This is a genomic window from Corallococcus sp. RDP092CA (assembly GCF_041903675.1).
Classification (GTDB): Bacteria; Myxococcota; Myxococcia; order Myxococcales; family Myxococcaceae; genus Corallococcus.
Genome location: NZ_JAYESI010000003.1, coordinates 308,739 through 333,815 on the forward strand (window position 1 = coordinate 308,739; position 25,077 = coordinate 333,815).

A 25,077-nucleotide genomic window follows, 5' to 3' on the forward strand; every position below is an offset into this window, starting at 1 on the left:
CGAAGGGAACGCCAGCGGCGCGGGCGGCGTCTAGAGTGCCGCCCCTATGTCTCCTCCACCGCGCCCGAGTCCATCCGCCGTCGTGTCGTGCCTGCTGGTCCTCCTCGTCTCCTCCCTGTCCGTGGCGGCCCCCGCGGCGAAGGCCCCTCCGACATGGAAGGCCATCGACGCGCTCGTCGCCGACGACAAGGTGGAGTCCGCCGCGCAGGGGGCCGAGGCCCGGCTGGCCGAGGCGAAGGCCCAGGGCGACGCGGACGAGTGGACGCGCGCGCTGGTGCGCACGGTGCAACTGCGCACGCGGCTGCACGGCTATGAGACGACGGTGCGCTTCCTGCGCGAGCAGCCCTGGCCGGAGGGGCCTCGGCAGCAGGCCACGCTCCAGCTGTTCTACGCGGCGGTGCTCGCGAACTACCTGGACGCCTACGGCTATGAGATCGGCCAGCGCGAGCAGGTGGCGACCACCGGGCCGGTGGACCTGAAGGCGTGGACGAAGGATCAGCTGGTGGCGGAGCTCCAGCGCGCCTACGCCGCCGTCTGGGCGCTGCGCGAGAGGTTCGGCACCGAGCCCGTGAAGGTGCTGTCCGAGTACATCGAGCCCAACACGTATCCGGAGGGCATCCGCTCCACGGTGCGCGACGCGGTGACGTACCTGTGGGTGGCCTCGCTGGAGAACACGCGGCTGTGGCGCCCGGAGCAGGAGCAGGGCGTGTACCGGCTGGACCTGGGCGCGCTGCTCTCCGGCGCGCCGAAGGTGGAGCTGAAGGACCCGTCCGTGCATCCGCTGCTGAAGGGGGTGGCGGTGCTGGGGGACCTGGAGGCGTGGCACCTGGCGGCGGGCCGGCGCGAGGCGGCCCTGGAGGCGCGCCTGCGGCGCTACGAGGTCCTGGCCACGTCGTTCACCGACGCGGCGGAGCAGCGGCGCATCCGGGAGCACCTGGCCGGGCACCTGAAGGGCTTCCGGGACCTGCCGTGGTGGTCCATGGGGCAGCACCAGCTCGCGAAGATGGAGGCCGCGGCGGGCCGGCCCATCACGGCGCACGCCCTGGCGAAGGCGGGCGCGGAGGCGTGGCCGAAGTCCCTGGGCGGCGCCCGGTGCCGGTCGATGATGGCGGAGCACGAGGCCCCGGAGCTGTACGCCTCCGTGATGCAGGTGGACGGGCCGGGGCAGCGCTCCATCCAGTTGCAGCACCGCAACCTGGGCACGGTGTACTTCCGGGCGTACGCGCTGGACGTGGAGGCCCGGCTCGCGAAGCCGGACGCGGACCTGTCGCTGTATGCCTCCAACGCGGAGGCGCTGCGCCTGGTGGCCTCGCGCAAGGCGGACGCCGCGTGGAGCACGGCGCTGCCGCCCACGCCTGACTTCCAGCGGCACCAGACCTTCGTGACGCTGCCCGCGCTCAAGCCGGGCACCTACGTCATCGTCGTGTCCACGCGCGAGGACTTCGCGAAGAAGGACAGCAAGCTCCTGTCCCTGCCGATCTCCGTGTCGCCCTGGGCGGTGACGGTGCGCAAGGCCCGGTCCCATCAGGCCGAGGTGCGCGTGGTGGACGGGGCCACGGGCGCCGGTGTCCCGAACGTGGAGGTGCGCCGGGTGAAGCAGGACTACCGCACGCGCCGCTTCAACGTCGTCAGCCGCCGCACCGACGCGAATGGAGACCTGGTGCTGGAGGGGACGGAGGCGGACCGCTACGAGGACATGCTGCTGGTGGTGGGCCGGGGGAAGGGCGCGATGGTGTTCCCGGGCTCGGTGTACCTCTCGCCCTCGTACGAGGTGCCCTCGCAGCCCCAGACGCTCATCTACACGGACCGCTCCGTCTACCGGCCGCAGCAGAAGCTCTTGTGGAAGGTGGTGGCCTACCAGGCCGAGGAGGCGTCGAAGCGCTACCGCGTCCTTCCGGATTCGCCGGTGATCGTGACGTTCTTCGACCCCAACGGCCAGGAGGTGGCGAGGCGCGAGGCGCGCACCAACACCTTCGGGTCCGTGGCCGGCGAGTTCGAGATCCCCTCCGGCAGGCCCCTGGGCCAGTGGAGCGTGCGCACGAGCCCCAACGGCTCCACCTGGGTGCGCGTGGAGGAGTACAAGCGGCCCACCTTCGAGGTGACGCTGAAGGACGCGCAGGAGGCGCTGCGGATCAACCGACGCGCCACGTTCCAGGGCGAGGCTCGCTACTACTTCGGCCTTCCGGTGACGCGCGGCGCGGTGAAGTGGCGCGTGTCGCGCGAGCCGGTGCTCCCGCGCTGGTGGTTCTGGGAGCGCATCCCGACCACGTCGGAGCTGGTGGCCTCCGGCACCGCCACGGTGGGCGAGGACGGCGGCTTCACCGTGGCCTTCACCCCGGAGGCGGACGAGCGGCTCGCGAAGACGCAGGGCATGTCCTGGCGCTACCGCGTGGAGGCGGACCTGACGGACGAGGGCGGCGAGACGCGCTCCGCGAGCCGGTCCTTCCGCCTGGGCTTCGTGTCGGTGGAGGGCCGCGTGGAGTCCGACGCGGGCTTCGTGCGCGAGGACCTCCCGTCGGAGATGCGGCTCGTCCGCTCCAACCTGGATGGCGCGCCGCAGGCCGGCCCAGGCCGCTGGCGGCTCATCGCCTTGAAGGCGCCGGGCCGTCCGCTGATGCCGTCGGAGGCGCCGGTCGAAGTGCCCCGTCCCCTGGAGGCGGAGGCGCAGGAGCGCAAGGAGAAGTCTCCCACGCCGGGTGACGCGCTCAGGGCGCGCTGGGACACGAACTTCGACGTGGAGCAGACCCTGCGGCGCTGGGACGACGGCGCGGAGGTGGCGCAGGCCGCGGTGACGCATGGCGCGGACGGCGTCGCCACCGTGAAGCTGCCGGCCCTGCGCGCGGGCGCTTACCGCCTGCGTTACGAGACGACGGACGCGTTCGGTCAGAAGGCCACCGCGCAGCAGGACTTCCTGGTGGCGGGGGCCCGGGCGCCGGCGGGGGTGCCCGCGGTCCTGGAGGCGGAGCGCACGTCCGTGCGCGTGGGCGAGGTGGCGCGGCTGCTGGTGGCCTCCGGCTTCGAGGGCCAGCCGCTGGTGATGGACGTGTACCAGGGGCGCCAGCGCATCGAGCACCGCCAACTGAAGGCGGGGCAGGGGCGCGCGGTGGTGGAGCTTCCGGTGACGGAGTCCCTGCGCGGCGGCTTCACGGTGGTGCTGTCGATGGTGCGCGACTGGCAGACGCTGAGCTTCCAGCAGACGGTGGCCGTGCCCTTCGACGACAAGGAGCTCAGCGTGGAGTTCGCCACGTTCCGGGACACGCTGCGGCCCGGCGCGAAGGAGACCTTCCGCGTGACGGTGAAGGGGCCGAAGGGCGCGAAGCTGGAGGCGGGCGCCGCGGAGCTGCTCGCGTACATGTACGATCAGTCGCTGAACGTCTTCGGGCCGCACACGCCCCCGCAGGTGGCGCAGCTGTATCCGCAGCAGTCGGTGTACGTGGACGTCCGGTCGTCCGGGGGGAGCTTCGGCGCGGACTGGCTCTTCGACGAGCTCGACTCGGGCAGGACCGCGGTGCTGGAGCCCCGCGAGGACGCGCTGAAGTTCGAGGACGGCTACGGGCTGGGAGGGCCGGGCTACCGACGGTTCGGCGTGGGAACCCGCCTGCGCGCCATGGCCGCGAAGCCCGGGGCCGTCCAGCGGGAGGCAGAGGATCGCGCTGCGGCGCCGCCGCCTCCTCCCGCCCCCGCGCCGTCCGCCGCGGAGGCCATGCCCTCGGGCGAGCGAGTGCTGGAGCAGAAGCGGCGCGAGATCATCCAGGTCATCAAGGGAGCGCCCGGGCCCGATGAGGCGGGTGGGCAGCCCCTGCGCTCGAACTTCGCGGAGACGGCGTTCTGGATTCCGCAGCTGCTCACCGGACCGGATGGCGCGGCGGTGCTGGAGTTCACGGTGCCGGACTCGGTGACGGCGTGGGACGTCTGGGTGCACGCGCTCACGCGCGACCTGCGCGGGGGCTCCACGCAGAAGTCCACCCGCAGCGTGAAGGAGCTGATGGTGCGCCCCTACCTGCCGCGCTTCCTGCGCGAGGGAGATCGCGCGGACCTGGAGGTCGTGGTGAACAACGCGGGCGCCCAGACGCAGCAGGGCCAGCTCACGTTCGACATCGTGGATCCGGACACGCAGAAGAGCCTGCTCGCGGACTTCGGCGTGAAGACGGCCACGCAGGCCTTCACGGTGGCGGCGGGGAAGGGCACGCACCTGCGCTTCCCCATCATCACGCCCGCGCGCGTGGGGCCGGTGGCCTTCCGCGTCGTCGCGAAGACGGGGGCGTTCAGCGACGGCGAGCTGCGGCCCCTCCCGGTGCTGCCCGGCCGCATGCACCTGTCGCAGTCGCGCTTCGCGATGCTGAACAACCAGGACCGCCGGACGCTGACGTTCGACGACCTGAAGAGGTCGGACGACCCCACGCGCGTGAACGAGCAGCTTGTCGTGACGGTGGACGCGCAGCTCTTCTACTCCGTGCTCCAGGCGCTGCCGTACCTGGTGGACTACCCCTATGAGTGCACGGAGCAGACGCTCAACCGCTTCGTGTCCACCGGCATCGTGTCCAGCCTCTTCGACAAGTACCCGGCGGTGGCGAAGGTGGCCAAGGACCTGAGCCAGCGGAGCACGCGCTTCGAGACCTGGGACGACGTCGACCCGAACCGGAAGATGGCGCTGGAGGAGACGCCCTGGCTCAACGAGGCGAAGGGCGGGACGGGCTCCGACGACGCGCTCCTGCGCGTGCTGGATCCGAAGGTGGCCCAGGCCCAGCGCGTGTCGGCGATGGCGAAGCTGCGCAAGTCGCAGAACGCGGACGGAGGCTTCCCCTGGTGGCCCGGCGGTCCGTCGTCGCCGTACATGACGCTCTACCTCCTGCACGGCCTGTCGCGCGCCATGGAGCACGGGGTGGAGGTGCCGCCCTCGATGACGCAGCCCGCGTGGGGCTACCTCACCTCGCACTTCCGGAGCGACTACGCGAACCGGCTGATGACGAAGGACCAGGGCTGGGAGTTCCTCACGTTCCTCAACTTCGTGGCGTCGGCCTATCCGGACGCGCGCTACACGGGCGAGGCGCTCACGGTCGCCGAGCGGCAGCGCATGCTCGACTTCTCCTTCAAGCACTGGAAGCAGCACTCGCCGTACCTCAAGGGCTACCTCGCGCTGACGCTGAGCCGGGCACGGCGCACGAAGGACGCGCAGAAGGTCTGGGACAGCGTGATGGACTCCGCGAAGACGTCGCGGGACCTGGGCACGTACTGGGCGCCGGAGGACCGGGGATGGCTCTGGTACAACGACGCCACCGAGACGCACGCCTTCGCGCTGCGCACGCTGTCGGAGCTGCGCCCGAAGGACCCTCGCCGCGCGGGCCTGGTGCAGTGGCTGCTCCTGGACAAGAAGCTGGGCCACTGGAAGTCCACGCGCGCCACGGCGGAGGCGCTCTACGCGCTGGTGAACTACATGGAGGCGGAGGGCTCGCTGGCCGCGCGCGAGGATCTGAAGGTGACGGTGGGCCCGAAGGTGGTGACCATGACCTTCTCGCCGGACGTGTACACGGGGAAGAAGAACCAGGTGGTCCTCTCCGGGCCGGAGGTCAACGCGAGCACGGCGTCGACGGTGGTGGAGAAGACGACGCCGGGCTTCGCCATCGCCTCCGCGACGTGGCACTTCTCCACGGAGGAGCTGCCGAAGGAGGAGCGCGGGGACTTCTTCCAGGTGTCGCGCCGCTACTTCGTGCGGATCCGCGAGGGCAACCAGACGCTGCTGCGCCCGCTGTCCGACGGCGCGACCCTCCGTCCCGGCGACGAGGTGGAGGTGCAGCTGTCCCTGCGCACGAAGCACGCGGCGGAGTACGTGCACCTGAGAGACCCACGCGCCGCGGGCCTGGAGCCGGAGAACGCGCAGTCGCGCCACAAGTGGGACCAGGGCATCGTCTGGTACGAGGAGACGCGCGACTCGGGGACGAACTTCTTCTTCGAGGCGCTGCCGGCCGGTGAGTACACGTTCAAGTACCGGCTGCGCGCGAACCTCGCGGGCACCTTCCGCGTGGGCCCGGCGACGCTCCAGTCCATGTACGCGCCGGAGTTCACCGCGTACTCCACGGGCGCGGTGCTCACCGTGGGCAAGGCGCCGTAGGCCTCAGCAGGGGAGGGGGCCGGCGCTCCAGGCGGCGCCGGTCCGCTACTCCGCGCAGGTGGCGGCTTCGTCGGTGGGGTGCAGCGTGGCGATGCCGTAGGTGCCGTTGCGCGTGCCGCACCAGATGCGCCAGTTGCCGCCGCCCACGTCCGGCGCCGAGTACACGCCGCCTTCCTTCTTCGCCCCGCCGCGCGCACAGCAGCGCGCGAACGCGCGGGTCCCGATGGCGGCGATGGACACCGCGTCCTGCGACGTCGAGAAGCCCCCTGTCCGCTTCACGCCGCAGGACCACGGCGCCAGGCCCTTGAAGCGGATGAGGTACTGGTCGCCCGTCACCGCGGCCTCGCCCTTCACCGGGCCCTGGTAGCAGACCTTCCCCTCCGCCTCGAGCTGCGCGTAGCGGGGCAGGAAGTGGAGGCCGCCAATCGGGCCCCGCTGCCAGTCGTCTCCGCAGAAGACGTGCGTGAACGCGTTGCGCGGACCGGTGCTCACCCACAGGCTCGTGAGCCACTCGATGTTCGCCTGCCGGGAGCCCGGACGGCCCGCGGCGGACAGCGCGCGCTGCACCCGCGCGTCGTCGTAGTGCTTCGCGAAGAAGCGCTGCACGTCCGCGGCGCTCACGCTCGCGTCGGGACGCGCGGGGCACAGGTCCAGCACCTCGCGGTCCAGCGCGGACAGCGCCGGGGTCCTGGCGAAGAGGGGCGGTTGATCACACGTGCTCGCGCAGGCCGGGCCCTCGCCCGGAGCCGCAGCGCGGCCCGCGGGTGCGCGCACCGCCACCGCGACCGCTCCCTCGTCGTCCGGCGCCGCCGCGGGAGCCGCCGCACCGGCTCCGCTCCCGACGGGCCTGACCTCCGCGAGCGATGCCCCACCCCCTCGCGACGCCAGCTGCTGGCGCGTGTTCTCACGGTCCGCGCGCACGAGCGCGTCCGTGTCCGGCGCCTTCTGCACGGCGTCGGTGGGCGCGCCATCGCACGGCACCCAGCCCTCCGCCTTCGGCCCCTGGAGCTTGCACCACGCGCGGTTGGGGCCTCCCTTCTTCATGAGCGGATAGGACACACCCGGCTGCACGGAGAAGACGACCTTGGAGGACTCGGGCTGCTCCACCGCGTCCACGGACTCGTCGGTGACGAAGACGCCGCTGCCCGCGTGGGCAACGGGGGACACGGAGAGGGCCAGGACGAAGCAGGCGAGCGACCCGGAGAGGCGCATGGTGCGCCGGACTCTAACAGGCGCGCCCGAAGCCCGCTGTTCCCCGGTTGCGCCCGGCGCCGCGCCGCGAAATAAACGCGCCCGATATGAAACCGATGAATTTCCGAGGCCGCTGGGTGCTCATTACCGGCGCGTCGTCCGGCCTGGGGCTGGAGATGGCCCGCCTGCTCGCGAAGGAGCACGGCGCCCACATCATCGCCGTCGCCCGCCGCGAGGACCGGCTCACCGCGCTCCAGGCGGAGCTGGAGTCCGCGCACGGCGTGCAGGTGCTGCCCCTGGCCGCGGACCTCACGAAGCCCGGTGAAGCCGCGCGCGTCTTCGAGACCGCCACCTCAGGCCGCGCCGTCGACGGCGTCATCCTCAACGCCGGCGTCACCTACTTCGGCCACGCGCTGGAGCAGCAGCCCGAGTCCTTCGACGCGCTGCTGGCCACCAACATCACCAGCGTGGTGCGCATGTCCCAGCTCTTCGGCGCGCACTTCGCGAAGCAGGCCGGGGGCGGGGCGCTGATGCTCGTGGCGAGCACGGCGGGCTTCGCGCCGCTGCCGTACCAGACGGCCTACGCGGCCTCGAAGTCCTTCGTCATCAGCTACGGGCGCGGCCTCGCCTACGAGCTGCGCAAGAAGGGCGTGTCCGTCACCGTCTTCGCGCCCGGCGGCATCGCCACGGAGATGCTGTCGCTGTCCGGCCTGGACCGGAAGTTCAAGGCGGGCGACCTGGGCATCATGTCCGCGGAGGCTTGCGCGCGCATCGCCGTGGAGGCCTTCGCGCGCCGCCGAGAGCTCGCCGTGCCCGGCGTCCTCAATCGCTTCCTCGCGACGATGATGAAGCTCCTGCCCCATGGCTTCATGATGGGGCGCTCGGCCGCGCTGTACGAAGGCGCGATGCCCAAGGAGCCGCCCGCGCCCTGAGCCCGGGTCCGGGCGGCACCCGCCGCGGCGCTCAGGCCAGCTTCACCCGCGCCGCCTTCAGCTTGCCCACCTGCACGGTGTACTCGCCGGCCCCCAGGTCCGCCTTGGGGTCGGTGACCTTCTCGCCGTTCACCCGGACGCCGCCCTGGGTCATCAGCTTGCGCGCCTCCGTGGCGGAGGCGACGAGCTTGGTCTCCGGCAGCAGCTTCGTGACGAGCAGCTTCTCCGCGCCCGCGAGCGACACCTCCACGAGCGGCAGGTCCTCCGCCGACAGCTCCTTCTTGGCGAAGCGCTTCTCGAAGTCCTCCGCCGCCTTGCGGCCCGCCTCTGCTCCCTGGAAGCGCGCGGCCATCTCCTGCGCGAAGGCGACCTTCGCGGCCTTGGGGTGGGCCTGGCCGGACTTCGTCTTCTCCTCCAGCTCCAGCACCTGCTTGAGCGGCATGGACGACAGCAGCTTGTAGTACCGCCACATCAGGTCGTCCGTGATGCTCATCAGCTTGCCGAAGATGCTGTCCGCCGGCTCGTCGATGCCCACGTAGTTGTCCAGGCTCTTGGACATCTTCGCGCCGCTGATGACGCCGTCCACCAGCTTCGCGTCCAGGCCCTCCAGGATGGGGCCGGTCATGATGACCTGCGGCTCCAGGCCCTCTTCCTTCATGAGCTGCCGGCCCACCAGCAGGTTGAAGAGCTGATCCGTCGCGCCCAGCTCCACGTCCGCCTTCAGCGCCACGGAGTCGTAGCCCTGCAGCAGCGGGTAGAGGAACTCGTGGATGGCGATGGAGAGGTTCTCCCGGTAGCGCTTCTTGAAGTCGTCGCGCTCCAGCATCCGCTGCACGGAGTAGCGCGCCGCCAGGCGGATCATCCCCTCGGTGCCCAGCGCGTCGATCCACTCGGAGTTGAACTTCACCACCGTCTTGTCCGGGTCCAGGACCTTGAAGACCTGCTGCTTGTAGGTCTCCGAGTTCGCCTTCACCTGCTCGCGGGTGAGCGGGGGGCGGGCCGCGTTCTTCCCGGACGGGTCACCGATGAGCGCGGTGAAGTCCCCGATGAGGAAGACCACCGTGTGGCCGAACTCCTGGAAGCGCCGCATGCGCGTGAGCAGCAGCGAGTGGCCCAGGTGCAGGTCGGGACGGCTGGGGTCGAAGCCCGCCTTGATGACCAGCGGCTTGCCCTGGTCATACGAGCGCTGGAGCTTCTTCTTGAGGTCCTCGGGCACGTGCAGGTCCACCGTGCCGCGGGTGACTTCTTCGAACTGTTCTTCGGGGGTTGCCTTGCGCAGTGCGTCCGGGTTCATGGCGCCGCGGACACTAGCCCAAAAAAGACGACGGGCAGGGCGGGACTTCCATGTCCGCCCCGCCCGTGGAGGTCCGCCCCGAGGCTCGGGAGCCGCTCAGGTGTCCAGGAAGTCCCAGCTGCGGTAGAGCCCGCGCAGCGTCTGGCTCTGGGTGACGATCTGGTCCATGTCCACGTCGTCGCTCGTGGTGGGCAGCACCTGGACGATCTGGTCGTCGAAGGCGAGCCCCACCCGGCGGCTGCGCGGGCTGGCCGCCTTGAGGGTGGCGTCGTAGTAGCCGCCGCCTCGCCCCAGCCGCTTGCCGTCCGGGCTGAAGCCCAGGCCCGGCACGACGAAGAGGTCGATTTGATCCACCGGGATCAGGTCCGAGGAGTTGGTGGGCTCGCGGACGCCCAGGCGCCCCGGCTCCAGCTCGCTCTCCGACTTGATGGCCCGGAAGGCCAGGATGCGCCCGTGCACGTGGGACAGCGGGTAGCAGACGATCTTCTCGTCCTGCAGCGCCGCGATGAGGATGTCCCGGGTGGGCACCTCGCCCCGGATGGGGGCGTAGAGGGCCACCGTGCGTGCGTTCTGATAGTAGGGCGACGCCAGGAATCGAGACTGGACCTTCAGGCCCCGCTCATCGATGAGGTCGTTGGTCATCGCCTTTCGGCGCGCCGTCAGTTCCTCACGAAGCGTCACCTTCTTCTCCGCCGCCGCCGCCGTATCCACCGCCGTCTCGCTCACCGCCGCCGCTCCAAAGAAAGAGTCCCCCGCCGAGCCGTGTGTCCAGCGTCCATTGAACCCTTGGAAGCCAGGTGGGGACCGAAATCATGTCACCGCAGGCTTCCCTCATCCCCGGTGAAGGGGGAGGGCTTGCACATGGCGACCGAAACGGACCCCGGAATGGACGTATCGGTTCGAATTTCTGCTGGGCATCACGCACCCCGCAGGGAACAGACCTTTACTGCTCAAATCTCGCTACAAGTCCTTAGAATCACAGGGAAATTCCCAGGATGTTCTGGGAAAATGATAAGGATGGAGAAGCGTGCGGTCAAGCCGTCCTCGCGCGTTTACAAGCCGCCCCGTGGACTTCTATGATGCCCGAGTCCCCGACATGTTGCGTCCGACCCCAACATTGGCTCTCGCGGCGGTAGCCTGCCTCACCTCCGGATTCGCCTGGGCGGGTCCGCAGCTGAACGGTACCTACCAGGGGGAGGCCTTCGGCCCCATCGAGTTGCGCTCGAGCGGGGATCGCCTGGACGGCACCGCGCCGGCCGGGGGGCCCTGCCAGCGCCAGGTCGCCGAGCGGATCCTGACCGGGGAGTTCCAGGGCAACGTCTTCCTGGGGGAGATCACCCTGTGTCAGACGGGGGACACCTGCACCCCGTCCCAGACCTTCCCGGTGATGCTCGTCTACAACGTGGACGAGGGCGTGCTGGGCGGGGTGGTGAAGCTGGAGGATGAGTGCGACTCCCCGGCCCTGCTCAAGAACCACATGCTGGTGCTCCGGGCCAAGGAGCAGGGCGCGTCCCTGACGCCCGCGCCGCCGGCGGCTCCCGAGCCTCGCCAGGCGCCGGAGCAGCGCCAGGTCCAGGCCCCGGCGCAGCCCCCGCCGTCCGGTGGGGCCGCGCAGGTGGCGGCGCAGCGCCGGCTGGAGCCGGTGGACGTGGCGGCCACGCTGAGGCAGGGGCAGGCGTTCCTGGCCGCGCGGAACCCCATCGCCGCCTCGCAGCAGTTCCAGCTGGTGCTGGCCCAGGAGAAGGAGAAGAACAACGCCTGGGCGCTGGTGGGCATGGGCGTGTCGCACTACCTGCGCAAGCAGCAGTCGGAGGCGCTCAGGTTCCTGGAGCAGGCGCGCAGTGTGGGCAGTGGCCTGGCGCGCGCGGAGGCCTTCTTCTGGACGGCGTGCGTGAAGCGGGCGGCGCAGGAGTCGGGGTTCGCCCAGATCGCGCTGCGCCAGGCGGTGCAGGGGGGGTGGACCGCGCCGGAGGGCAACGCGCTGGTGGAGCACGAGCTCCAGCAGTTCTCCAAGGAAGGAGCGTTGTACGAGGCGCAGGTGAAGCAGGCCCGCGGTCGCAAGCGGGTCCAGGGCCGTGAGTCGCAAGGAGCTGGAAGCGCCAGCCCGTGAACGCGCCGAACTCCGCCTCGAAGCCCGTCCGGGTCTTCGGCAACTACGAGATCCAATCGCTGCTGGGCAAGGGCGGCATGGCCGAGGTGTACCGTGCGCGCGTGCGCTCCGGTCCGTACGAGGGCTGGACGGTGGCGCTCAAGCGGCTGTTGCCCGCGCTCACCCGGGACCCGGCGTCGGTGGACCTCTTCCGGCGCGAGGCGCAGCTGTCGCGCCAGCTGGACCATCCGAACATCGTGAAGGTGCTGGACGCCGGGATGCTGGACGACGTGTCCTTCCTGGTGATGGACTTGGTGGACGGGCGCGACCTGGGCCACATCCTGCGCCGGTGCAAGGCGCGCGGGATTCCGCTCCCCGTCGACTTCGCGGTGTACCTGGCGAAGGTGCTGCTGGAGGCGCTCGCGTACGCGCACACCGCCACCGGGCCGGACGGGACGCCGCTGGGCATCGTTCACTGCGATGTGTCCCCGTCCAACCTGTTCATCTCCCGCGTGGGGGAGATCAAGCTGGGCGACTTCGGCGTGTCGCGCGTGCTGGTGGACGGCAAGCTCCAGGGCGGCGAGGTGCTCGGCAAGCCGTACTACCTCTCCCCGGAGTCGCTGCAGGGCGCCGTCACGCCGGAGGCGGACCTGTGGGCCGCGAGCGTGGTGCTCTATGAGCTGCTCACGCTGAGCCGGCCCTTCGTGGGCTCGACGCCGGAAGAGGTCTTCGCGGGCATCCTGTCGCGCAAGTACCGGCCCCTGCGCGCCGCGCGTCCGGACGTCCCCCCCGCGCTGGACGACGTGCTGGCGCGCGCGTTCGCGGAGAACCCCGAGGACCGCTTCCCGTCCGCGGAGGAGTACGCGAAGGCCCTGGCGCCGCACTTCGACGAGCGCGTGGGGACGCCGCTGGCCATCGCGGCGGTGGTGCGCGGCCTGTTCGGCACCACGGATGAGATGCCCGTGTACCGGAGCTCGCCGTCCAACGGCGCCCCGGACGACAACGGGTAGCCGGGCGGGCAGGGCCCTGGCGTGCGGCCTCCCAGCCGGTGGAGCCCGCTGCGGCGCCTGCCTGGGATGATGACCTTTCCTCCCGCGGACACGCACCGGGAGGAGTCCATGGCGACCGAGCGAAAGCAGCAGCCCGAGCAGAACGAGCCCACCCGCGAGACGCGCCGGGGCGACGAGCGGCTCCCGCCCAAGCGCGACGAGGCCCAGGAGGATGGCCTCCCCGGCTACGGACAGCCCGACCCGGAGGTGCGCGAGAAGAGCCTGCCGGATCAGAAGTGGTGACCGGCCCCTGATGGCTCGGACGCGAGCAGGCACCGACCGCGCCTTCCGTCAGCGCTCGTCGAGCTCGCGCCGGGGCTGGGGCGAGGCGGGGCTCAGCCTTCGAGGGCACGCACCCTGGGCACATGCGTGCACAGCGCGTCCACGACGCGAGCGACCTCCGCGGCGGTGGTGCTGGGGCCCAGGCTGAAGCGCAGGCTCCCGCGCGCTGCTGCCGGGGACAGGCCCATGGCGCGCAGCACGTGGGAGGGGGACAGCGTGCCGGACGCGCAGGCCGCGCCCGACGAGACGTGGATGTCCTCCAGGTCCAGCGCCATCAGCAGCGCCTCGCCCTCCACGCCGTCGAAGCGCAGGTTGCTGGTGTTGGGCACGCGAGGCGCGGCGCCTCCATTCACCGTCACCCCGGGCAGTCGCTGGAGCACCTGCTGTTCGAAGGCATCGCGCAGGGCGCCGACCCGCGCGGCCGTGTCGGCCTGCTCCGCTGTGGCCAGCTCCAGGGCCAGGGCCAGGGCCTCCGCGTAGGGGACGTTCTGCGTGCCCCCGCGTCGGCCTCCCTCCTGGTGCCCGGGCGTGAGCGCCCGCACGTCCACGCCCTTGCGCACCACGAGCACGCCCACGCCCTGGGGGCCGCCGAACTTGTGCGCGGAGAGGGAGAGGAGGTCCGCGTCCACCTCGCGCAGGGTGAGCGGCACCTTGCCCGCGGCCTGCACGGCGTCCGTGTGGAAGAGGATGCCGCGCTGGCGGCACGCGCGGGCGGCCTCGGCCACCGGCTGGAGCACGCCCGTCTCGTTGTTGGCCCACATCAGCGAGCACAGCGCGGTGTCCGGCGTGAGCGCCTCCAGCACCGCGTCCAGCGGCACGCGGCCATCGGCGCCGGGGGCCAGCCGCACCACCCGGGCGCTGTCCTGCTCCAGCTGCGCGAGCGCCCCGAGCGCCGACGGGTGCTCCACCGAGCTGGACACCACGCGGCGGCGCTCCTTCATGGGGCGGGCCGCCCAGGCGCCCAGGAGGGCGAGCGCGTCCGACTCGCTGCCCGACGCCGTGAAGGTGAGCTCCTTCGGCTCGCAGCCCAGGACGCGCGCCACCTTCGCTCGCGCCGCGTCCAGCCGGGCCCGGGCCTCGCGCCCGCCACCGTGCACGCTGGAGGGGTTGCCGAAGCCTCCTCGCGTGAAGGCCCGGGCGAGCAGCGCGCCCACCTCCGCGCGCACCGGCGCGGCGGCGTTGTGGTCCCAGTAGATCACGTGTCCTGCGCGGACAGCAGCGACACCGGCCGCTCCTCGGCGACGCCGAAGGCTTCGAGGAAGCGCGACACCACCTCGCGCTTGAGGGCCTTGCGCTTGGCCGCGCTGCCGGACAGGGGCAGCCGCGCGCCCGCCATGCTGCCGTGGCCGCCGGAGGAGCCGCCCAGGTCCTCGCACAGCTCGCGGATGAGGCGGCCCGCGTTCATGCGCCGGTCCTTCACCCGCAGGCTCAGGAAGAGCTGGTTGCGGAACGTCCCGTACGCCAGGGACCACTTCATCCCTTCCAGGTACATCATCCGCTCGGCGACCTCCGCCACCATGTCCGGGGAGTAGACCTCCTCCAGGTCGGTGATGATGGCGGTGCCGTAGACCTTCGCCTTCTCGATGGACGTGTGGAACAGCTGGAAGAAGCGCGCGGGCAGCTCCGGGTGCTCGATCTGCCCCAGCAGCTGCTTGTCGCAGCGGGGGAACAGCCACAGGTAGCTGTCCACGTCCGTCTGGGTCGTCTCGCGGCCCAGGTCCCGCGTGTCCGCCTTGATGCCGTAGAAGAGCGCGGTGGCGATCTCCACGGACGGCTCCAGCCGGGCGGCCCGCAGGTACTCCACCAGCATCGTGGAGGTGGCGCCGAAGTCGCCGCCCACGTCCGCGAAGGGGGCCAGCAGGCTCTCCTCTCGCAGCGGGTGGTGGTCCACCACCAAGTCTGCGCGGTACCGCGCCGGCAGCGAATGGTTGCGCACCGGCGGCTGCGTGTCCACCAGCCCGAAGAGGTCGTACTGGCTGAAGTCGATCTGCGACACGTGCGACACGGGCAGCCGCAGCACGCGCACGAAGGCGACGTTCTCCGCGCGGCCGATGATGCCGCCGTAGCCCACGTGGGCCTCGAGGCCGGCCTTGCGCTCCAGCAGGTGGGCGAGCGACACCGCCGCCGCCATGGAGTCGGGGTCCGGGTTGTCGTGCGTGAGGATGAGCGCCCGGCGATGGCCCTTGGCCACCTGGAGCAGGCGGCCCAGCTTGTCGGCAGCCGGCATCTTCGCCAGCCGCGCTGGCGGAGGCTCCGAGAGCTCGCCTCCCGCGGAAAGCTGGGCGCGGCGGCTTGGGAGTGAGGGGGTGACAGGCATGGGGGCTCTTCTTTTACTTCCTCCGGCACAGGGATTCGAGAAGTCGGATGTTCTCCCCATAACGTTCCGGAAAAGGTGTTTCCAACACCCCAATGGTGTCGACGAACCGCGCGGCCTTCACGCGAGAGCGGAAGGCCGTCAGTCCGGGTGCTCGCTCGCCTGGTGTTGGGGGCCGGTCGCGCTCGTCCAGCACCGCCGGGTGGCGGTAGCGCGCGTCCAGGCCGCGCGCCGTGCGCGCCGGGGGACCCGATGCGCACGGCTCCGACTTCGCTTCCCGCGACTAGACGGTCTTGTACTTGCGGCCCAGGTCGCGGAAGTACTTCACGCCGTTGTCCAGCGAGTTCTCCATCGCGTCCATCAGCACCGTGCGGAACGTGGCCACGGGCGCGCGGAAGGACTCGTAGTAGCGCTGCCGGTCGATGGAGTGGATGACCGCGGGCATGTAGCCGTTGCGCAGCAGGATGAGGTTGCTGCACATGCGCCCCACCTTCCCGCTGTGCTCGGTGAAGGGGAAGATCTGCAGGAACTCGTGCTGCACCACCGCCGCCTGCTTGATGGGGTGGAACTCGCGGAACTCCGCGCTGGCCGTGTGGTCCACGAGCTTCTCCAGCCGCGCCTGGATCTTCGCGGGCTGGGTGATGTCGTGGAAGTAGGTGCGGTGCAGGGGCATGTCCTTGCGCAGCCCCGCGCGGTCGCGCTCCTTGGCCAGCTCCTTCTCCGTGCGCTCGCGGCGCTCCATGCGCGCGCGCTCCGCCAGGGCCTCCGGCGTGTTGCCCAGGAAGAGGTCGTGCATCCGCTTGATGGTGGTGAGGGTGAGCGCGGACTGCTTCTTCGCGCCCGCGGCCTCCTCGCGGATGTAGTCCGCCACCGCCTTGTGGTTGCGGATCTCCAGCACCACCGGGATCATGGAGGCTTCCGCCGCCGTGCGCTCCGGGAAGAGCGCGGCCATCAGCTCCTGGTGCGTGTACACGACGCCTTCGAGCGCGGCGTCGTGGTAGATCCACGACATCTCGAACCGGTCGAGGAACTCACGCGCGGGCTGCTTGTCCTTGTAGATCTCGAGGTACTCGCGCAGCTGCTCGTTCTTCTCGTCGATGTCCTGGTAGCGTTCCTTCACGGACTGCGGCTCCTTGTCGCCCCGGCCCGCCCCGGGCGCTGATTCCCGGAAGACAGCGCCGGGAGGTACAACGGCACGCGGATTCTAGAAATTCCGCGCGGTTGGAACAAATAAAACCCGACTACAGATTCACCAGGAACACCTCGCACGCCTGATCGAGGAGGTCTTTTGAAAGGGCTGGCGGGATTTGCCGGTATCGGGCCGCGTCGCGGATGAGGGAGACGAGGTCGCGCGGGTGGCACGAGCGCATCTCCATGCTGCGCGGCTTGTAGTAGTGCTCCACCAGGTAGGTGATGGCCTGGTCCACGTAGGGGATGCCTGCCGCCTCGCAGACCCGGCGGAAGATCTCCCGGTAGGACTCCTCGTCCGGGTTGCCCACTTCAATCTTGTACTTGATGCGGCGCAGGAAGGCCTCGTCCACCAGCTCCTTGGGGTCCAGGTTGGTGGAGAAGACGAGGAGCTGATCGAAGGGGATCTCGAACTTCTTGCCGGTGTGCAGGGTGAGGAAGTCCACCCGCTTCTCCAGCGGGACGATCCACCGGTTGAGCAGGTCCGTGGGGTGGACCTTCTGGCGGCCGAAGTCGTCGATGAGGAGCATGCCGCCGTTGGCCTTCACCTGGAACGGCGCCTCGTAGAAGCGGGTGCTCTCCGAGTAGATGAGGTCCAGCGTCTCCAGGGTCAGCTCACCGCCCACCACCACCGCGGGGCGCCGGCAGAGCGACCAGCGCTTGTCCATCTCGAAGGTCTGCCGGCGGCCGTTGGCGTCGCGGCCCATCTCCAGCGACACGGGCGTGTGGATGATGCGGTCGAAGACCTTGATGATCTGGTTGTCGATCTCCAGGCAGTGCGGGACGAAGACCTCGCCGCCGAACATGTTGGAGATGGCCTCCGCCAGGCTCGTCTTGCCGTTGCCCGGCGGGCCGTAGAGGAAGAGCGAGCGGCCGGAGTTCACGGCCGGGCCCAGCTTGTCCATCAGCTCCGCGGAGACGGTGAGGTGGCTCAGGGCGGAGACCAGGTCCTCCTGGCCCACGACGGGCGTCTCCTCCGTCTGGCTGCCGATGAGGGCGTTGTACTGCTCGATGGGGACGGGGGCGGGCCCCACGTAGGTGGAGCGGGTGAGGGCGTCGCGGGCGTACTCGCGGCCCTTCTCCGTGAGGGCGAACTCCACGGACGCGCGGCCAAAGCCCTTGCCGCCGCGCAGGTCCACGAGCTTCTCCGCGGCGAGGAAGTCCACCACGTGCTCCACCACGCCGGACCAGGGCAGGCACATGCTCTCCGCGATGGCCACGCCCGTGCCGGTGCCGGCGTAGTAGAGGAACTTGAGGCCCAGGTCCGACAGCAGACCCATCCTCAGTCCCGTGTCCTCCAGCGACTTCGGCTCCCCTGGAGCGATGTCGAGGATGGACGGGTTCTCCAGCTTGAAGGGATTGTCTTCGTACGCGTAGCCGGCGGGAGGCATCGGGTACAGGTTCTACCCGATTCCCCCGGCCGCCGGGACTTCGCGTCCGCCGACTGTCCTCAAACGTAGGTCAGCCAGTCCGCATAGCGGGCTTCCTGGCCCCGCACGACGCGGAAGTACATCTCCTGGATGAACGAGCCGATGGGGCCCGGCTTGCCGGTGCCCACCTGGCGGTTGTCCACCTCGCGCACGGGGGTGATCTCCGCCGCGGTGCCCGTGAAGAAGATCTCGTTGGAGATGTAGAGGGCGTCGCGGGTGAACGTCACCTCCTCGATGTAGTGGTTGTGGTCGCGCAGGAGGCGCAGCACCGTGTCGCGGGTGATGCCGTCGAGGATGGGCGAGGAGAGGGGCGGCGTCTTGATGACGCCCTTCTTGTTCACCATGAAGATGTTCTCGCCGGAGGCCTCCGCGACGAAGCCGCTGACGTCCAGGAGGATGGCCTCGTCGTAGCCGGCGAGCACCGCCTCGCGCTTGGCGAGGATGGAGTTGACGTACTGGCCCGTAATCTTGCCGCGCACCATGTTCACGTTCACGTGGTTGCGCGTGAAGGAGCTGACCTTGGCGCGGATGCCCTCCTTCATGCCCTTGTCGCCCAGGTACGCGCCCCAGTCCCAGGCGGTGATGCCCACGCGGGTGGGGTTCACCGCGCCCAGGCCCATGGCGCCGTCGCCCATGAAGGCCACCGGGCGCAGGTACGCGCCGTTGGCGAACTGGGCCCGCTGCTTGCGCAGGAGCTCCAGCGTGGCCTCCACCAGCTCGTCCTCGGTGTAGGGGATCTGCAGCATGATGATGTGCGCGGAGTCGAGCAGGCGGCGGATGTGCTCGCGCAGCCGGAAGACGGCGAGCCGGCCATCATGGGTCTTGTAGGCGCGGATGCCCTCGAAGACGCCCAGGCCGTAGTGGAGGGCGTGCGTCATCACGTGCACGTTGCCCTCGTCCCATTTCATCAGCTTCCCATCGAGCCAGATGTGTTCGGCGCGCAGCACGGTGGATGAGGTCGAGCTCATCGGGAAGTTCCTCTCGGGCTAGGGGTGGGACGGCTTGCGGACTTGTACCCAGCTACAGCGGGGACGCAAAGCGTGAAACACCAACGAAGGGATCCGCGGCCCCTCGAATGCGCCGCTCTGCGTCAGGCCTGCGCGATGGTGGGGAGGTTGGCGCGGGCCTTCTCGATGTCGCCCTCGTATTTGAGGACGAGGTTGAGCGTGGCGGCGACGACGTCGGCGCTGAGCGCCTCCGCGTTGAGCAGCGCCAGGCTCTGGGCCCAGTCGAGCGTCTCGCTGATGGACGGGGCCTTCTTCAGGTCGAGCGCGCGGATGGCGGCCACGGCCTCCACCACCTGCTCGGCCAGCACCTGGGGGACCTCGGGGAGGCGCGCGCGGACGATGCGCAGCTCGCGCTCGCGGTCCGGGAAGTCGATGTGCAGGTGGAGGCAGCGCCGCTTGAGCGCGTCCGACAGCTCGCGGGCGTTGTTGCTGGTGAGGATGACGCGCGGGATGTGCTTCGCGCGGATGGTGCCCAGCTCCGGCACCGTGACAGCGTTGTCAGACAAGACCTCCAGCAGGAAGGCCTCGAACTCCGGATCCGCCTTGTCGATCTCATCCACCAGGAGCAGGGCCGGCGTGTCCGACAGCTGGGCCTGGAGGATGGGGCGGGGGAGGAGGAAGCGCTCGGAGAAGAACACCGCGTCCCCGGACGCGAGCCGGTCCGCGGCCTCCGACAGCGTGGCCGTGCCCTGGGTCAGCTCGCCAATCTTGTCCCGGAGCAGCTGGGTGTAGAGCAGCTGCTTGGCGTACTCCCACTCGTAGAGGGCCTTGGCCTCGTCCAGGCCCTCGTAGCACTGGAGCCGGAGGAAGGTCCGGTCCAGCGCCTGGGCCAGGGCCTTGGCGAGCTCCGTCTTGCCCACTCCCGCCGGGCCCTCCACCAGGATGGGCTTGCCCATCCGGTCCGCGAGGAACACCGCCGTGGCGATCTCAGGGGACGACAGGTAGCCCACCGCCTCCAGGCGACGCGCCGCGTCCTCCACGCTGGTGAACGAGCGAATCTCCGAGGTCGGTCGAGGGGGGCTCACGCGCGTCAACTTAACCGACGGTTCCGCGGCCACTGCGGCAAAAATGCCAGGGTTGTGGGGACGCCGTCCGCACTCTTGAGGGCCTTGGGAGCCATAACCCCTTGGAATCTGGGTGCGTAATTATTTTCGCACCCTGGGCACGCACTGTGCATCCAAGTGAGCGTATCTCAGGACGACGAGGGCGCAGGTCATGTGGGCGTGGCTGAAGTTGGCGATGGCGGTGCTGGTGGTGGTGATGCCGGGGGGCTTCCCCCTCGTGCTGGCGTACATCGCGACGCGGGCGCTGCTGGAGCGCTGGCGGGTGGCGCAGGCGCAGGCCCGGGAAGAGGGCCGCCCGGTGTCGGTGGCGCGGGACGTGGTGGGCGCGCTGCACTTCCGGGACCTCATCCGTGAGGCGAAGGCGGCCACGGCGCTGTAGCTGGCGGGACAGCACCCTGAGCGCGACGAAGGGCCCGGCACTCCACGGAGTGCGCGGGCCCTTGTCGTTTCCGGAAGGCCCCGGCCCTCCCGGGTGAGGGGAGGGCGGGGCGGAAGCGGCTACTTGTCGAGCTCGTCGACGAGCGCCGTCCAGTCGTCCTCGCCGCCTTCGGGGGTGGTGGGCAGCTGCATGACCATGGTGCGCTCGGGGCCGTCCTCCTCCTGCGGCACCGGGGCGGGGGTCGGGGCGGCCTTCTTCGCGGCGGGCTTGGCGGCGGCCTTGGCCGGGGGCTTGGCGGCGGCCGGGATGACCGGGCTTGCCTGGACGGTGGCGGCCAGGTGCTCTTCCTCGGTGGGCCTGGCGGCCGCCTTCGCGGCGGAGGCGGCCGGGGCCTTGGTCTTGTAGCGGGCCAGCTCCAGCTCGGCGACCTTGAGCGCCTTGCTCTTCTCCTGGACGGACGTCTGGAGGCGGGCGACCTCCTGGGCCTTAATGGCCTCGCGGCGCTCGAGCTCCGCCTTCTGCTTGGCGTTGAGGTCCTCCAGCTCCTTGGCCTGACGCGCCTCCAGGTCCTTGCGCTCCTTCTGCGCGGTGGCGAGCCTGGCGGCCGCCTCGTTGGCCTTGGCCTCCGCCGCGGCGACGCGGGCGTTGAGCTCCTTCTCCGCGCGGGCGCGGGTGCTCTGGGCGTTCTCCAGCGCGAGCTCCAGGTCCTGGGCCTTCTTGGTGCGGGCCTGTAGCTGGGCCTGGGACTCCTTGAGCTTCGCCTCCGTGTCGGCGGCGAACTTCTGGGCCTCCTGGGACAGCTGCGCGATGCGCTGCTCCGCCTTGGCCAGCTTCGCGGCGAGGTCGTCGGAGTGCTTCTTCGCCTCGGCGGCGGCGGCCTGCGCCTGCTGGGCCTGCTGCTGGGCCTGGACCTGGGCCTGCTGGAGCTGTCCGGCCAGGCCGTCGCGCTCGCTGGTGAGCTTCTTCTGCTGCTGCCCGGCCTGCTGCAGCTGCGAGTCGCGCTCCGCGATGGCCTTGCGCGCCCCGTCCAGCTCGCTGGAGACGTGGGCGATCTGCTGGTTGAGCGCGTCCACCTGCTTCTTCGCCTCGGCGGCCTGGGCCTCCAGCTGGCCTTCCAGCTGCTTCACCTGCTCCGTGCGGGTGGCGACCTCGCGGTTGAGCACCTCCGCCTGACGCATCTTCTCCTGCGTCACGTGCGTGAGCTTGCGGAGCGTGTCCGACAGCTCCTTGCCCTTGGTGTCCACCTCGTTCTGGAGGAGCTCCTCGCGGCGCTGCGACTCGTGGGTGAGCGTCTGGAGGCGGTCCTCCAGGTGGTGCCGCGCGTCCTCCGTCTGCGCGAGCGTGGAGGACAGCTGCGTGACCTCCGACACGCGCGTGCCCAGCTCGTGCTTGGTGACGATGAGCTGCTCGGCCAGGTCCTCGCCGTAGGCCTGGGCCTCGGTGAGCTGGCGCGTGAGGTCCGCCTGGGTGTTCGCGGCGGCCTGGCGGGACTGGGCGTGGGCCTGCTCCTCGCGGGCCAGCGCGTCCTGCGTGGCGGCGAGCTGGCCCTGCGTGTCCGCCAGCTGCTGGGACGTGGCGCCCAGGTCCGCGGTCAGCTGGTCGCGCTCGCCGGTGAGGGCGTGGATGCGCGCGGTGGTCTCCTCCGCGAGCGCCGCGTGGGCGGTGCGCTCCGCTTCGTAGAGCCCTTGCGTCTCCGACAGGTCCGCGCGCAGCTGGCCGATCTGGCCGGTGAGGTCCTGCTCCAGCGCGTCCTTGGCGGCGCTGAGCGCCTGGAGCTCCGCGATGCGCTGGTCGCGCTCCTCGGTGGTGCGGGCGAGGAGGCCGTTGGTCTCCTGGAGGAGGTCTCGCGTCTCGTGCAGCTCCGCGTCCAGCTCGTCGCGGTGCGTGGTCATCTTCGCCAGGTCGGCGCGAGTGACCTCCAGGGTCTCCTGGGTCTGCGTGAGCGTCTGGCTCGTCGCCTCCAGCTCGCCGCGCGTCTCCGCGAGCGTGCCCTCGGTGCTGGCCAGCGTGTTCTGCGTGTCCGCGAGCGTGGCTTCCGTGCGCGCCAGCGTGCCCTGCGTGTCCGCGAGGGTCGCCTCGGTGCTCGCCAGGGTCTGGCTGGTGGCCTCCAGCTCGCCCTGGGTGGTGGAGAGCGCCTCCTCCGTCTGCGCCAGCCGGGACTGGGTGTCCGTCAGCGTCTGGGTGGTCGCCTCCAGCTCGCCGCGGGTCTCCGAGAGCGTCCCCTCCGTGCGGGCCAGCGTGGCCTGCGTGTCGGAGAGGGTCTGGCTGGTGGCCTCCAGCTCGCCGCGCGTGGTGGAGAGCGCCTCCTCCGTCTGCGCCAGCCGGGACTGGGTGTCCGTCAGCGTCTGGCTGGTGGCCTCCAGCTCGCCGCGCGTCTCCGCCAGCGTGCCCTCGGTGCTGGAGAGGGTGTTCTGCGTGTCGGCGAGCGTGGCCTCGGTGCGGGCCAGCGTGTCCTGCGTCTGCGCGAGCGTGGCCTCGGTGGTGGCCAGCGTCTGGCTCGTCGCCTCCAGCTCGCCGCGGGTGGTGGAGAGCGTCTCCTCCGTCTGGGCGAGGCGGGTCTGCGTCTCGGAGAGCTGCTGGCTGGTGGCCTCCAGCTCGCCGCGCGTCTCCGCGAGGGTGGCCTCCGTGTTGGAGAGGGTGCCCTGCGTCTCGGAGAGCTGCTGGCTGGTGGCCTCCAGCTCGCCGCGCGTCTCCGCGAGGGTGGCCTCCGTGCTGGAGAGCGTGCTCTGCGTCTCGGAGAGCTGCTGGCTCGTCGCCTCCAGGTTGCCGGTCAGCTCGGCGATGCGGGCGTCGCGGTCGGCGACGTCGGTCTGGAGGCCCTCGATGGTGCTGTCGCGCTGGGCGACGGTGTCCTCGAGCGAGGCCACGCGCGCGGAGAGCTGCTCGCCCTGGCGCTGGGCCGCGTCCAGCTGCTCGGTGAGGGCCTGGATCTGGCCGTTGAGGTCAGCCTCCAGGGCGTCCTTGGCGGCGCGCAGGTCCTCCATCTGGCTGGTGAGGTCCTGCTCCAGGGCGTCCTTGGCCTGCTGGAGCGCCTGGAGCTCCGCGGTCAGCTCGTTCTCGCGGTCCTCCAGGTGCGTCTTGACGGCCTCGACCTCGCCCTCCAGCTCACCGATGCGCTCGCGGTGCTGCTGGATGGTGGCGTTGAGCTCCGCCTCGCTGTTCTCGTTGCGGGCGATGGTCTCCTGCAGCTCGCGGTCGAGCGCGGCGAGCTTCCCGTCCCGCTCCTCCACGCGCTGCGTGAGGTCCGCCTCCAGGGCGTCCTTGTCCAGCCGGAGCTGGTCGCGCTCGCCGGTGACGCGCGCGACGTCGGACTCCAGGTCCGCCACCTGCTGCGTGAGGCGCTGCTCCAGCGCGGCGCGCTCGGCGGTGAGGCGTTCGATCTCCGCGTCCGAGCGGCTGGCGTGCTCCTCCGCCGTGGTGGCCCGGGCCTCCAGGCCGCGCACGGTGGCGTCGCGCTCCTGCTCGGTCTGGGTCAGCCGCTCCTGGAGGGCCTGGAGCTCCCCGCCCAGCTCGGCGTAGCGGTTGTCGCGCTCGCTGACGGTGCGGGACAGCTCGGCCTCGAACTGGTCGCCGCGCTCGCGCAGCTGGAGGATGTCCGCCTCGTTGGCGCGGACGGTGTCCTGGAGCTTCTGCTCCTTGACCTCGAACTCCAGCGTGACGACGCCGAGGTGCTTCTCCAGCTTGTCGTACTCGGTGCGCCAGTTCTCCAGGTCCGCGCCGCGCCGGGCCAGCTCCTCGTCGCGGAGGTTGACCTCCTTGCGCAGGACGTTGATGTCCTTCTCCTTGGAGGCGACGACCTCGATGAGGTCCTTCTCCGAGGAGAACTTCTGGAGGAGCAGGTCGTCGACGGTGGCGCCGTGCTCGCGCTCCTTCTGGACGATGGACTGCTGCGCGTCGTTGAAGCGCCGCAGCAGGTCGTCCACCTGCATCTTCAGGCCCTGCAGCTCCACGTCCTTCTCGTGGAGGCGGTCCTCGACGGAGAGCAGCTCGCGCTCGCGGACGCTCCAGATCTCCGACAGGCGCGCGAGCTGGGCTTCGCGCGTCTTCAGCTCGTCCCGGAGGATCTGGATCTTGCCCTCGGGCGTGCCCATCAGCTCGCGGCGCGGGGGCGGGCGCTTCAGCTGGCGGGACTCCGCGAGCAGCTCCGCCTTGCGGTCCGCGATGGACGAGAAGGCCCGGTCCATGAAGGCCTTGTCCTCGTCCGTCATCGCGCTGCGGCGCTCGCGCTTGGGCAGCTTGGGCGGGGCGCCGGTGCGCACGCCGGGCATGGGCGGCGGGGCTTCCCGTGGGGCACCGGAGAGCGCGGCGTCCAGGTCCGCGTCCGAATCATCGGAGCCGGGAGGCACGATGCCCGCGCTCATGGACGCCAGCTCGCCCATCTCGAACGGGATGACGAGGTAGCCGTCCGCGGCGGCCGGCGTCTCACGGTGTTTGTTCAGACCCTCCACACCCGAGTCGGAGGAGAGCAGGAGGACCTTGAGGTTCTGGCCCCACTTGCCCTTCTTGATCTGCCCGCAGAGGGCGAAGCCGGACTGGTCCGGCAGCTCCGCGCGCACGACGACGAGGTCTGGTCGGCGCTTCTCCAACTCCCGCTGCGCGTCTGACGCAGTGGTGGCCATGGCCGTGTTGTAGCCCGCGCTCTTGAGCACGGAGGCCATGCTGAGTGCGAAGTCGTTCTGGCTTTCGACGATGAGGACGCGACGCTCCATGAAGCCCTTCACCCAGCAAAAAGTGCAGTGAAAACCGCCA

The 25,077-nt window shown here is 70.6% G+C and carries 16 protein-coding genes and 1 other RNA gene; 6 read left to right on the top strand and 11 right to left on the bottom strand.

The genetic code is table 11. The annotated features are described in order from the left end of the window. Nucleotides 1-82 precede the first annotated feature (82 nt). Nucleotides 83-6,109: an alpha-2-macroglobulin gene (locus tag U8525_RS05615; protein WP_374262041.1), complete on the top strand. Its 6,027-nt coding sequence runs from the start codon at nucleotides 83-85 to the stop codon at nucleotides 6,107-6,109. A 45-nt stretch (nucleotides 6,110-6,154) separates the two neighbouring features. Here U8525_RS05615 and U8525_RS05620 read toward each other — a convergent pair whose 3' ends face one another. Further along, a complete protein-coding gene (locus tag U8525_RS05620) occupies nucleotides 6,155-7,321 on the bottom strand; it encodes a hypothetical protein (protein ID WP_374262044.1) in 1,167 nt (388 codons plus the stop codon). Nucleotides 7,322-7,416: 95 nt separating this feature from the next. On the opposite strand from U8525_RS05620, the gene U8525_RS05625 reads away from it, so the two are divergent. Beyond that, complete coding sequence (locus U8525_RS05625) at nucleotides 7,417-8,232, top strand: SDR family NAD(P)-dependent oxidoreductase (protein WP_374262047.1); 816 nt, start codon at nucleotides 7,417-7,419, stop codon at nucleotides 8,230-8,232. A 31-nt stretch (nucleotides 8,233-8,263) separates the two neighbouring features. On the opposite strand, the gene tyrS is transcribed toward U8525_RS05625, so the two are convergent. The 3 genes from tyrS to ssrS form a co-directional block, all read right to left on the bottom strand. After that, a complete protein-coding gene (gene tyrS / locus U8525_RS05630; protein WP_374262050.1) occupies nucleotides 8,264-9,526 on the bottom strand; it encodes a tyrosine--tRNA ligase in 1,263 nt (420 codons plus the stop codon). Nucleotides 9,527-9,622: 96 nt separating this feature from the next. After that, nucleotides 9,623-10,252 (bottom strand): 5-formyltetrahydrofolate cyclo-ligase, encoded by a 630-nt coding sequence (locus U8525_RS05635; protein WP_374262053.1) that lies wholly within the window; start codon nucleotides 10,250-10,252, stop codon nucleotides 9,623-9,625. A gap of 19 nt (nucleotides 10,253-10,271) precedes the next feature. Then, nucleotides 10,272-10,464: non-coding RNA, 6S RNA (gene ssrS, locus U8525_RS05640), on the bottom strand. Between the two features lie 158 nt (nucleotides 10,465-10,622). Between ssrS and U8525_RS05645 the strand changes: the two genes are divergently transcribed. The 3 genes from U8525_RS05645 to U8525_RS05655 all read left to right on the top strand — a co-directional run bounded on the left by U8525_RS05645 (nucleotide 10,623) and on the right by U8525_RS05655 (nucleotide 12,907). After that, nucleotides 10,623-11,636 (top strand): hypothetical protein, encoded by a 1,014-nt coding sequence (locus U8525_RS05645; protein ID WP_374262055.1) that lies wholly within the window; start codon nucleotides 10,623-10,625, stop codon nucleotides 11,634-11,636. A gap of 77 nt (nucleotides 11,637-11,713) precedes the next feature. Then, complete coding sequence (locus U8525_RS05650) at nucleotides 11,714-12,625, top strand: serine/threonine-protein kinase (RefSeq protein WP_374262308.1); 912 nt, start codon at nucleotides 11,714-11,716, stop codon at nucleotides 12,623-12,625. A 108-nt stretch (nucleotides 12,626-12,733) separates the two neighbouring features. Beyond that, nucleotides 12,734-12,907 (top strand): hypothetical protein, encoded by a 174-nt coding sequence (locus U8525_RS05655; RefSeq protein WP_374262057.1) that lies wholly within the window; start codon nucleotides 12,734-12,736, stop codon nucleotides 12,905-12,907. Nucleotides 12,908-12,999: 92 nt separating this feature from the next. Here U8525_RS05655 and U8525_RS05660 read toward each other — a convergent pair whose 3' ends face one another. The 6 genes from U8525_RS05660 to U8525_RS05685 form a co-directional block, all read right to left on the bottom strand. Continuing rightward, nucleotides 13,000-14,145, bottom strand: coding sequence for a cysteine desulfurase family protein (locus tag U8525_RS05660; RefSeq protein ID WP_374262059.1), 1,146 nt, complete (start codon nucleotides 14,143-14,145; stop codon nucleotides 13,000-13,002). Further along, the gene (locus tag U8525_RS05665) at nucleotides 14,142-15,263 is read right to left on the bottom strand and encodes a bifunctional oligoribonuclease/PAP phosphatase NrnA (protein ID WP_374262062.1); all 1,122 of its coding nucleotides are present in this window, start codon (nucleotides 15,261-15,263) and stop codon (nucleotides 14,142-14,144) included. The genes U8525_RS05660 and U8525_RS05665 overlap by 4 nt, the downstream gene beginning before the upstream one ends. A 280-nt stretch (nucleotides 15,264-15,543) precedes the next feature. Further along, nucleotides 15,544-16,380 carry a Fic family protein gene (locus U8525_RS05670; RefSeq protein ID WP_374262065.1) on the bottom strand — a complete coding sequence of 279 codons (837 nt, stop codon included), beginning with the start codon at nucleotides 16,378-16,380 and terminating at the stop codon, nucleotides 15,544-15,546. Nucleotides 16,381-16,501: 121 nt separating this feature from the next. Continuing rightward, entirely contained in the window at nucleotides 16,502-17,839 is a 1,338-nt protein-coding gene (locus tag U8525_RS05675; protein WP_374262068.1) for an AAA family ATPase, read from the bottom strand. 59 nt (nucleotides 17,840-17,898) lie between these two features. After that, the gene (locus U8525_RS05680; RefSeq protein ID WP_374262070.1) at nucleotides 17,899-18,846 is read right to left on the bottom strand and encodes a branched-chain amino acid transaminase; all 948 of its coding nucleotides are present in this window, start codon (nucleotides 18,844-18,846) and stop codon (nucleotides 17,899-17,901) included. Nucleotides 18,847-18,968: 122 nt separating this feature from the next. Beyond that, complete coding sequence (locus U8525_RS05685) at nucleotides 18,969-19,910, bottom strand: AAA family ATPase (protein ID WP_374262072.1); 942 nt, start codon at nucleotides 19,908-19,910, stop codon at nucleotides 18,969-18,971. A 190-nt stretch (nucleotides 19,911-20,100) separates the two neighbouring features. Here U8525_RS05685 and U8525_RS05690 point away from each other — a divergent pair, with 190 nt between their 5' ends. Next, nucleotides 20,101-20,328 (top strand): hypothetical protein, encoded by a 228-nt coding sequence (locus U8525_RS05690; protein WP_374262075.1) that lies wholly within the window; start codon nucleotides 20,101-20,103, stop codon nucleotides 20,326-20,328. A gap of 119 nt (nucleotides 20,329-20,447) precedes the next feature. Here U8525_RS05690 and U8525_RS05695 read toward each other — a convergent pair whose 3' ends face one another. Further along, entirely contained in the window at nucleotides 20,448-25,037 is a 4,590-nt protein-coding gene (locus tag U8525_RS05695; RefSeq protein ID WP_374262078.1) for a response regulator, read from the bottom strand. Nucleotides 25,038-25,077 lie beyond the last annotated feature (40 nt).